The following is a 7,293-nucleotide window of genomic DNA, read 5'->3' on the forward strand; positions in this document are numbered from 1 at the left end:
TCCGAGCGAGCGAGAGACCGGACGGTCCCGGCACGCACGAAGGGCCCGCGGCGGGTGAACCGCCGCGGGCCCTTCGTGCTCCCTCACGTCACCAGATGCGCACGCGCTCCTCGGGGGCGAGGTACAGCGCGTCGCCCGGCTGCACGTCGTAGGCCGCGTAGAACTCGTCGACGTTGCGGACCACGCCGTTGCAGCGGAACTCGTTGGGGGAGTGCGGGTCGGTCGCGATGCGGCGCACGACCTCCTCGTCCCGGCCCTTGGACTGCCAGACCTGCGCCCAGCCGAGGAACACGCGCTCGATCCCCGTGAGCCCGTCGACGACGGGCGCCTCGTCGAGCGGGCGGCCGAGCGCGATCCGGTAGGCCTTGAGCGCGATCGACAGGCCGCCGAGGTCGCCGATGTTCTCGCCGATCGTCAGCGCGCCGTTGACGTGCGGCCCGTCCTCGCCGAGCTGGGCGGGACGGAAGGCGTCGTACTGGGCGATGAGCGCCTTGGTGCGCTTCTCGAACTCCTCGCGGTCCGTCGTCGTCCACCAGTCCTCGAGCCGCCCGGCGCCGTCGTACTTGGAGCCCTGGTCGTCGAAGCCGTGCCCGATCTCGTGCCCGATCACGGCGCCGATGCCGCCGTAGTTCACCGCGTCCTCGGCCTCGGGGTCGAAGAACGGGGGCTGGAGGATCGCCGCGGGGAAGACGATCTCGTTCATGCCGGGGTTGTAGTACGCGTTGACGGTCTGCGGCGTCATGAACCACTCGTCGCGGTCCAGCGGCTTGCCGATCTTGCCGAGCTCGCGGTCCTGCTCGAACGCGTGGGCGCGGCGGACGTTGCCGACGAGGTCGTCCGCCTCGACGACGAGCGCGGAGTAGTCGCGCCACTTCACCGGGTAGCCGATCTTGGGGGTGAAGGCCTCGAGCTTGGCGAGCGCCTTCTCCTTGGTCTCCTCCGTCATCCACTCGAGCGTGGTGATCGACTCGCGGTACGCGGCGACGAGGTAGGCGACGAGCTCCTCCATGCGCGCCTTGTGCGCGGGCGGGAAGTGCCGGGCCACGTACTGCGCGCCCACGGCCTCACCGAGCGCACCCTCGACGACGGAGACGCCGCGCTTCCAGCGCTCGCGCACCTCCTGCGCGCCCGACAGCGTGCGCCCGTAGAAGTCGAAGTTGGCCTCGACGACCTCGTCCGTGAGGTACGGCGCGCGGGCGGTGACCAGGTGGTACACCATCCAGAGCTTCCAGTCCTCGAGCGGCTCGCTCGCCCACAGCTCGGCGAAGCCGGCCGCGAAGTCCGGCTCGCGCACGACGACGTCGTCCAGCGAGCCCTGCGGGGCGCCGAGCGCGAGGACCCAGGCGCGCCAGTCGAACCCGGGCGCCTCGTCGGCGAGGGCGGCGAGCGTGCGGGGGTTGTACGTGAGGTCGGCGTCGCGGTCGCGCACGACGTCCCAGTGCTTCGCCGCGAGCCGGGTCTCGAGCGTCAGGATGCGGGCGGCCGCGTCCTCGGGCGTCGCGCCCCACGTCTCGGCCGTGACGCCCGCGAGGGCGAGCATGCGCGCGACGTGCGGCACGTACTTCTCGCGCACCGGCGCGTACTGGTCCTCCCGGTAGTACGCCTCGTCGGGCAGCCCGAGCCCGGACTGGAAGAGGTAGGCGACGTACCGCTCGGGGTCCTTTGCGTCGTTGTCCACCCAGAAGCCGACGGCGCCCGCGCCCCCGGTGCGCTGGAGCGCGCCGAGCGTGCCGGTGAGCTCGGCCTGCGTCGTCGCGGCCGCGATCAGCGCGAGGTCGGTCTGGAGCGGGGTGGTGCCGAGCGCCTCGATCCGGTCGGTGTCCATGAAGCTCGCGTAGAGCGCGCCGACCTTCGCCGCGTCGGCGCCGACGTCCTCGGCTCCCGACGCCACCTGCTCGCCGAGGTCCGTGATGATCTCGCGCACGTGGACCTCGGCCTGGTCGTGCAGCGCGCGGAACGCGCCGTCCATGGCGCGGTCGGCGGGGATCTCGTGCGTCGCGAGCCAGCGCCCGTTGACGTGGCGGTACAGGTCGTCCTGCGGCCGGACGGCGGGGTCCAGCGCGTCCAGGTCGATGCCGGACCGCTCGGTGCCGACGGTGCCGGTCGTGCCGGACGAGGACGCGGGCGTGGACGTCGGGGAGGTCTGTGTCATGCGTCTCAGGCTACGGCCTCCCCCCGACGTCCCGGTGCCTCGCTGGGGCATGATGGGCCCATGCGCGTTCACCTCGCCGCGGACCACGCCGGCTACGAGCTCAAGACCCATCTCGTCGAGCACCTCGAGGCCGCGGGGCACGACGTCGTCGACCACGGGGCCCACACCTACGACGCGCAGGACGACTACCCGTCGTTCTGCTTCGCGGCGGGCGAGGCGGTCGCCGCCGAGCCGGGCTCGCTCGGCGTCGTGATCGGCGGGTCGGGCAACGGGGAGCAGATCGCGGCCAACAAGGTCGTCGGGGTGCGGGCCGCGCTCGCGTGGAACCTCGAGACCGCACGCCTCGGCCGCCAGCACAACGACGCGAACGTCGTCGCGGTGGGTGCGCGCCAGCACTCGGTCGACGAGGCCGTCGAGCTCGTCGACGCGTTCCTCGCCGAGCCGTTCAGCGGCGACCCGCGCCACCAGCGCCGGATCGACCAGCTCGCGGCGTACGAGGCGACGCGCGGCACCTCCGCCTGACGTGCCCGAGGGGCACACCGTCCACCGGCTCGCGCGCGCGTTCGGCGAGCTCTTCACGGGTGAGACGCTCGCGGTGAGCAGCCCGCAGGGCCGGTTCGCCGCGGGCGCGGCCGTGCTCGACGGACAGGTCCTCGTCGCGAGCGAGGCGTGGGGCAAGCAGCTCTTCCTCGGGTTCGCCGACCCGACGCTCCTCGGTCAGGGGACCGCCGGGCGACCCGACGACGTGCGCTGGCTCCGCGTCCACCTCGGCCTCTACGGCGCCTGGACGTTCGCGGGCGACGGCAGCACCGCCGTCGTGCACGCGATCGGTGCCCCGCGGCGCCGCATCGGGGAGCGCGAGACGGTCCCGGCGGGGCCGGGTGCGCCTGAGCCCGGTCCCGACGACGCGTGGTCGCCCCCGCCGCCCCGTGGCGCGGTGCGCGTGCGGCTCGTGGGGGCGCACGCCGTCGCCGACCTCACCGGGCCGACGGCGTGCGAGGTGGTCACGGGGGAGGAGAAGCGGGCGGTCGAGGACCGGCTCGGGCCCGACCCGATCCGCGACGCCGCGGCTGGCGAGGGCGACCCGCGCGAGGAGTTCGTCGCCGCCGTGCGGCGCTCGCGCAGCGCCGTCGGGCTGCTCCTCATGAACCAGGACGTCGTCGCCGGCGTCGGCAACATCTACCGCGCGGAGTCCCTGTTCCGCGCGCGGCTCGACCCGATGCGCCCCGGTCGTGACGTGCCCGCCGAGGACCTGCGCGCCCTGTGGGACGACCTCGTCGTCCTCATGCGCGACGGCACCCGGACGGGAGCGATCGTCACGACCCGACCCGAGGACCGGGACGCCGCAGGCCCCACGGCCGACGTCGTCGAGGCGCCGTCCGGGCGCCGCCGCGTGCGGCAGAACACCGACGACGCGCCCGACGCGGTCCCCGCGGACGAGGCGTTCTACGTCTACCACCGCGACGGGCTGCCGTGCCGCGTGTGCGGCACGCCCGTGCTGCTCAAGGAGCTCGCCGGCCGGAACCTCTACTGGTGCGGCGTCTGCCAGGCGTGAGCCTCAGAAGACCCAGCTGCACACCGGGGCGACCGGCCAGTCGAACGCCGCGCCCGCACGGGCGAGGGCGCCGGGGGAGTGCTCGGTGACGAGACCCGCGGCGCCGAGGGCCGCGAGCGACGTCCCGCCGAGGTAGACGGCGCCGAGCTCGCGCACGTCCAGCGACAGGTCCGCCGCGTCCTCGGTGCGCTCGACCGTCGCGTCCCCGAAGGCCCCGGCACGCAGCCGCCAGCGGCCCGCGTTGTGCGGCAGGCGCTCGTCCGTCACGTGCAGGACGACGTCCACGTCCGCCGCGTAGCGCCGCACGGCGAGCGCGGCCGGCACGTCCACGACGCGCACCCAGAGGTTGTCCGCGAGGCGCGGCGACGCGGAGCGCGGGTCCACGAGGAGGCTCGTGACGACGTCGTCGACCGGCAGCATGAAGGGCGTCACCTCGTGGGTGAGGTCGAGGTCGGTGAGGACGCCCCACAGCGCGCGTGCCGCCGCGGCGTCCAGCGCGACGACCTCGCCCGTGCTCACCGGCCCGCGCGGCCCGGTGACCTCCCAGGAGAGCTTGCGGTGGAACCGTGCGTACCCGCGCGGCTCGCCGTCGAGCTCGACGATCGCGATGCGCGTGGGCTCGCGGTCCTTGCGCCACACCTTCGCGTCGTCCCAGAACGTCGCCTGGAGCTCGGGCGTCTCGCGCGTCGCCCAGCCGGGCCGGTTGATCCCGGCGCCCTGGCCGGTCGCGTCGGCGCCCGCCCGCTCGTGGAGCGCGGCGACCAGCGCGCCGTGGCGCTCGCGGTCGGCCCGCTCGATGCGCACGGTGTGGCGCTCGGCACCGGGGACGTCGCGCAGCGCGGCGCCGCGCGGCACGGTGAGGCGGACGTCGTCGGCGGCCTTGCCGTAGCCGAAGCGCCCGTAGATGGCCGCCTCCGCCGCGAAGAGCGCCGACACGGGCTCGCCGCGCTCGCGGCACCGCGCGAGGTGCGTGTCGATCATGGCCGAGAGGACCCCGCGGCGGCGGTGCCCGGGGTGGACGCCCACCCACGTGAGGCCGGCGACCGGGGCGGTCGCCCCGGGGACGGGGAAGCGCGCGAACGGGTACGAGGCGTGCATCCCGACGAGCTCGCGACGCACGGGACGTGCGCCGTCGACGGGCGGCGCGTCGTCGTCCTCGTGCTCGACCGTCACGCCGAGCGTGCGCTCCCACGTGAGCGGGAACGGGAGGTCGACGAGCTCGTCGACCTCGACCGGGGACGGGAACGTCGTGGTGTCCAGCTCCAGCACGTCGCGGAGGTCGGACGCCGAGAGGGGGACGAGCTCGTAGCCGTCGGGGAGGCGCGCGGGGCGGTGGTCGCTCATGGCCCCGATCCTCCTGGGTCGGCACGCGTCGCGCCAGGACAAATGCGGCGACTAGGGTCGGGACCCATGGCACGACGCACGGGAGGCTCGACCGCGGACCGGACCCCGGTCGGCGACGCCGGCACGGACCGCACGGCGCTCGCCGCCGAGTACGCGGGCGCCGTCCTCGCGCTCGTCCGGCGCATCCCGCCGGCGCGCGCCATGACGTACGGGCTCGTCGCGGAGATCGTCGCCGAGACGCTGCACCGCGGTGGCCCGCGCCAGGTCGGGCAGGTCCTCGCGGGGTCGTCCGGCGTGGACGACGACGGTGCGCCGGTCCCGTGGTGGCGCGTGGTCAACGCGGCGGGCTCGCCGCCCGCGCACCACCTCGACGCGGCGCTCACGGAGCTGCGCGCCGAGGGGTGCCCCCTGTCGCGCGACGGCCGCCGCGTCGACCTGCGCCGCGCGGTCTGGTTCCCCGAGGACGACACCCCCGACCGTTGAGCGCGGGGCGTCCGTCGTCCGAGCGAGCGCGGGACGACGGATGCCCGGCACTCAGCGAGGGGGTCGGGGCGCGAGGAGCGGGGCGAGCGTCTGCACGGCCGTCGCGTCGCCCTGGACGAGGAGCGTCGTCACGGCGGTGTCGCGCCACGCGGCGAGGTCCCGCGCGATCTTCTCCGGCGGCCCGACGAGCGCGACGTCCTCGACCATCGCCGTCGGGACGGCGGCGGCCGCGAGGTCCTTGCGCCCGGCGAGGTAGTGCGCCTGGATCTCGTCGCACGCCTCGGCGTACCCGAGGCGGTCGAGCGCGTCCCGGTGGAAGTTCGCGCCCTTGGCCCCCATGCCGCCGACGTACAGCGCGAGGAAGGGCCGCACCTGGTCCGCGGCCTGCTCGACGTGCTCGCGCACGACGACGGGGACGGTCGCGCTCACCTCGAACGCGGACTCGGGCGAGCGCTCCGAGGCACGACGCGCGAAGCCGTCGGCGAGGAGCTCGCGGAACGTCGCGTCCATGCGGGGCGAGTAGAAGAGCGGGAGCCACCCGTCGGCGATCTCCGCCGCGAGCGCGATGTTCTTGGGACCCTCCGCGGCGAGGTGGATCGGCAGGTCCGCCCGCAGCGGGTGCACGGTCGAGCGCAGCGGCTTGCCCAGGCCCGTGCCGTCGGGCAGGGGGAGCGGGTAGTGCGGACCGGCCGACGTGACGGGTGCCTCGCGGCGCAGGACGTCGCGCACGACCTGCACGTACTCGCGCGTGCGGGCGAGCGGGCGGGCGTACGGCTGGCCGTACCAGCCCTCGACGACCTGCGGGCCCGAGACGCCGAGCCCGAGGACGAACCGGCCGCCCGAGAGGTGGTCCATCGTCAGCGCGGCCATCGCGGTGGCGGTCGGGGTGCGGGCGGAGAGCTGCGCGACGGCGGTCCCGAGCCGGATCCGGGACGTGCGCGAGCCCCACCACGCGAGCGGCGTGAAGGCGTCGGAGCCGTAGGCCTCCGCGGTCCACACGGAGTCGACGCCGAGACGGTCCGCCGCGACGATCGCGTCCTCGATGCCGTCCGGGGGACCGGCGGACCAGTAGCCGGTGTGGATGCCGAGACGCATGCGGGCTCCTCCTCGTCGAGGGTCGTCGTACGGGTGCGCCCGCGCACCGGGCGCCGGCGTCGTGCCGGGGCGTCGTGCGCGGGGTCGGGGTGCGGGCGGTACCCGGTCGCGCGCCGGGCAGGGGGTATCCGGTACGCGGAGTCTCGGGTACCGCCCGGCTCCAGACTAGCCGATCCGGCGCGCTCGGTCGGCGAGGGTGTTGAGGAGCGCCGCGGCGGTCCCGGCGTCGTCGACCGTGACCACGAGCGCGCGGCCGCCCGTGCGCTCGACGCGCAGCGACTCGCCGGCACGCACGACGATGCCCACGGCGCCGTCCCGACCGGCGCGCCAGCCCCAGCCGCCGAAGTCGCGCATCGGCGAGACGTCGGCGACGTCGGCTCGCACGACCTCGTCGGTCGGGACGCGCGTGCGGGGGAACCCGAGCGTCGACCGGACCGAGAGCCCGCCCTCGTCGACGCGCACGACCCACGACATCATCGCGGCGAGCAGCAGCCCCAGGACCACGGGCACGAGGAGGAGCGCCCACTCGCGCAGGACGAGCGCCAGGACCGTGGTGAGGACGATCGCGCCCATGGCGACGAGCACCATCGGCCCGCCGCTCGCGCGCCCGACCCACGCGGCGCGCTCGCCCGGGCGCAGCGAGACCCGCGGCGCGTCGTCGGGC

At 75.3% G+C, this 7,293-nt stretch carries 6 protein-coding genes and 1 pseudogene; 3 read left to right on the plus strand and 4 right to left on the minus strand.

Annotated features, from left to right (window positions below):
* Nucleotides 1–88: 88 nt before the first annotated feature.
* Nucleotides 89–2,152: a M13 family metallopeptidase gene (locus tag FB00_RS18860; protein ID WP_082141512.1), complete on the minus strand. Its 2,064-nt coding sequence runs from the start codon at nucleotides 2,150–2,152 to the stop codon at nucleotides 89–91.
* 60 nt (nucleotides 2,153–2,212) lie between these two features.
* On the opposite strand from FB00_RS18860, the gene FB00_RS18865 reads away from it, so the two are divergent.
* The gene (locus FB00_RS18865) at nucleotides 2,213–2,674 is read left to right on the plus strand and encodes a ribose-5-phosphate isomerase (RefSeq protein ID WP_047234459.1); all 462 of its coding nucleotides are present in this window, start codon (nucleotides 2,213–2,215) and stop codon (nucleotides 2,672–2,674) included.
* Nucleotide 2,675: 1 nt separating this feature from the next.
* Nucleotides 2,676–3,707 carry an Fpg/Nei family DNA glycosylase gene (locus tag FB00_RS18870; RefSeq protein WP_047234460.1) on the plus strand — a complete coding sequence of 344 codons (1,032 nt, stop codon included), beginning with the start codon at nucleotides 2,676–2,678 and terminating at the stop codon, nucleotides 3,705–3,707.
* A 3-nt stretch (nucleotides 3,708–3,710) separates the two neighbouring features.
* On the opposite strand, the gene FB00_RS18875 is transcribed toward FB00_RS18870, so the two are convergent.
* Nucleotides 3,711–5,051 carry a GNAT family N-acetyltransferase gene (locus FB00_RS18875; RefSeq protein WP_047234461.1) on the minus strand — a complete coding sequence of 447 codons (1,341 nt, stop codon included), beginning with the start codon at nucleotides 5,049–5,051 and terminating at the stop codon, nucleotides 3,711–3,713.
* A gap of 66 nt (nucleotides 5,052–5,117) precedes the next feature.
* Between FB00_RS18875 and FB00_RS18880 the strand changes: the two genes are divergently transcribed.
* Nucleotides 5,118–5,534: an MGMT family protein gene (locus FB00_RS18880; RefSeq protein WP_082141513.1), complete on the plus strand. Its 417-nt coding sequence runs from the start codon at nucleotides 5,118–5,120 to the stop codon at nucleotides 5,532–5,534.
* Nucleotides 5,535–5,585: 51 nt separating this feature from the next.
* Here FB00_RS18880 and FB00_RS18885 read toward each other — a convergent pair whose 3' ends face one another.
* Nucleotides 5,586–6,629: an LLM class F420-dependent oxidoreductase gene (locus tag FB00_RS18885; protein ID WP_047234462.1), complete on the minus strand. Its 1,044-nt coding sequence runs from the start codon at nucleotides 6,627–6,629 to the stop codon at nucleotides 5,586–5,588.
* Nucleotides 6,630–6,794: 165 nt separating this feature from the next.
* Nucleotides 6,795–7,293 (minus strand): annotated as a pseudogene (locus tag FB00_RS22495) (DUF1648 domain-containing protein); the annotation flags it as partial.

Source organism: Cellulosimicrobium funkei (assembly GCF_001019615.1).
GTDB classification, from domain to species: Bacteria; Actinomycetota; Actinomycetes; order Actinomycetales; family Cellulomonadaceae; genus Cellulosimicrobium; species Cellulosimicrobium cellulans_E.

Coding starts and splice junctions, on each gene's coding strand:
- FB00_RS18875 (WP_047234461.1), bottom strand. CDS start 5,051: ATGAGCGACCACCGCCCCGCGCGCCTCCCCGACGGCTACGAGCTCGTC.
- FB00_RS18880 (WP_082141513.1), top strand. CDS start 5,118: ATGGCACGACGCACGGGAGGCTCGACCGCGGACCGGACCCCGGTCGGC.
- FB00_RS18860 (WP_082141512.1), bottom strand. CDS start 2,152: ATGACACAGACCTCCCCGACGTCCACGCCCGCGTCCTCGTCCGGCACG.
- FB00_RS18865 (WP_047234459.1), top strand. CDS start 2,213: ATGCGCGTTCACCTCGCCGCGGACCACGCCGGCTACGAGCTCAAGACC.
- FB00_RS18885 (WP_047234462.1), bottom strand. CDS start 6,629: ATGCGTCTCGGCATCCACACCGGCTACTGGTCCGCCGGTCCCCCGGAC.